The organism is Flavobacterium sp. FPG59 (genome assembly GCF_002150205.1).
In the GTDB taxonomy this organism is placed as follows: domain Bacteria; phylum Bacteroidota; class Bacteroidia; order Flavobacteriales; family Flavobacteriaceae; genus Flavobacterium.
Genome location: NZ_MTCA01000335.1, coordinates 1 through 1,949 on the forward strand (window position 1 = coordinate 1; position 1,949 = coordinate 1,949).

Sequence of the window (1,949 nt, forward strand, 5' to 3'; positions counted from 1 at the left end):
TATCTTAGTAATTTTATAAACGTATCCATTATTCTTAGAGCTCTACTATAATTATCTGGGACTACATAAATGGAAACAGTATCAATTTTTTCATCCCTATAATAATGATCATTCTTTCTTTTATCGTGAAATGTTTTAGTATTTTGAATTAAAATGTCTGGATTACTTAATTTTTCAGGAACAATTAAAGGGGATTTAGCATCACTTAAGATTTCTTTCGTTCTTATAGTAAGTGGAGATTGGTCTATGTTAACGAGATTCCCATCTTCTCGTATAGTTAATATGATTTTATCTTCTCCATCAAAAAGTGGATTAAATTTTGGCTTTTCAATTTCTTTATTGAACTTCAATTTCATCCAATAGCCATTATCAGGCATAGGGATTTCAAATTGTTTACAGAGTTTTTTTAAACCTTCATTTGAAAAAGCATATTGCAATGTGAGCTTACTAAGTGATGTTGACCACACCAAATCATATAATTCTTTCCTTGTAAATTCCTTTGTTTCCATAAACTTCCTTTTATAATAATTTCTATTAAATTTATAGAAAGTCTTTTAGATATTGAGCAGATAATCTTGAAAAATTTAACGAGTTTATCGACGATTTTTATAGTATTGTTTGTACTTGTGATTACTTTTGAGATAATGTACGGGGAAGTAATCCTAGCACATCTGAACAAACTGAGTAAATACGTACGAACTGCTAACAGTCATGCGTCACCTTATCTATAAACAAAGAGAAAATGCTGGACTCGATATTTTTTTTCAAAGTAATATTCGATAAAATGCTTAATTTTGTAAAAAAAAATCAAACGTATAACCTTTGAAAAAAAGTCAAAATCGGTATTAGGAGTTCGATTGTTGTCCCTGACAGCCCACAAAACTTCTCAAGAAATTGAGAAGTTTTTTTTTGCACAAAAATCAAGAGCTTTTTATAAAAAAATTGGATCAATCCCAAAACCTGTGGGGAATGAAAAATTAAGGATAAATAGTTGTTAGCCTAAAGAGTAAAAATGCAGCATTTTTAACGCCTCTAAATTGAGCTCTAAACGCTTTTATTTTGGCATTGAACGACTCTGCAGATGCGTTTGTGCTTCTGTTATCAAAATAGTTCAGTATGGTTTGGTAATAATTAATTATAGATCTTGAGATTGTATTGAAAGACTTAAATCCAGATTGACTTACTTTTTCATGCCATTTAGCTAATCTTGATAGTCCAATGATTTTATCAGTTGATTTCTCAAATATATTTCTCAATTCTTGGGCTATATTATATGCTTTTTTTGATATCGGGATATAATTCAAATAATAGCGTGGCACGTTCTATTTGGTTTTCGGACCATTTAGATTTATTTTTGTAGAGTAAATAGCAGCTGCGAGCTAGTAGTAGCTTAAGTGTGTCGCCATTAGATAAAACTTTAGGTTCAAACTTTTTGGTGCCTTTTTTAGCTTTTTCTATAGCTTCGTTTTCTTGATCGATTGCTTGCCAACGGTATTTGATTCTGATTTCTTGTAAAGCATCCAATGCTAGTTTTTGAACATGGAAGCGGTCTGTAACTTGCGTAGCATTTGGGAAACATTTCTTAGCAACGAGTCCCATATTTGCTGCCATATCTAGGGTAATTTCTGTGACTTGGCTACGTGCCTTGATAGGGATTTTTTCAAGAATAGCAATTATAGTATCGGCTTTAGTTCCTGCAATCATAGCTACGATAGTTCCTTTTCTCCCTTTACCTGCTTTGTTGGTTAAGATAGTATAGAGTTCCCCATTGGAGAATGAAGTTTCGTCAATAGATAAATGTTTACCTAAGTTTTGTGAAAAAAGGTTTAATAGTCAAAAATAGTTGGTAAAAATGCTGTAAAGCATTATAAAATATGATGTTTCCAAAAGTTTATTGAAATTCGTTTCAATAAACTTTTTTTATTTATGAAAAACTCAAAAAAAAGCGT

Annotated in this window: 2 protein-coding genes and 1 pseudogene; all 3 read right to left on the reverse strand. The window is 30.9% G+C overall.

Going from position 1 to position 1,949, the window contains the following annotated elements:
* Positions 1–509 (reverse strand): annotated as a pseudogene (locus FPG59_RS15685) (hypothetical protein); the annotation flags it as partial.
* A gap of 468 nt (positions 510–977) precedes the next feature.
* Positions 978–1,256, reverse strand: a complete 279-nt coding sequence (locus FPG59_RS17010; protein ID WP_254906723.1) for a transposase — start codon at positions 1,254–1,256, stop codon at positions 978–980.
* Between the two features lie 13 nt (positions 1,257–1,269).
* Positions 1,270–1,791, reverse strand: a complete 522-nt coding sequence (locus FPG59_RS17015; RefSeq protein ID WP_369596831.1) for a transposase — start codon at positions 1,789–1,791, stop codon at positions 1,270–1,272.
* Positions 1,792–1,949 lie beyond the last annotated feature (158 nt).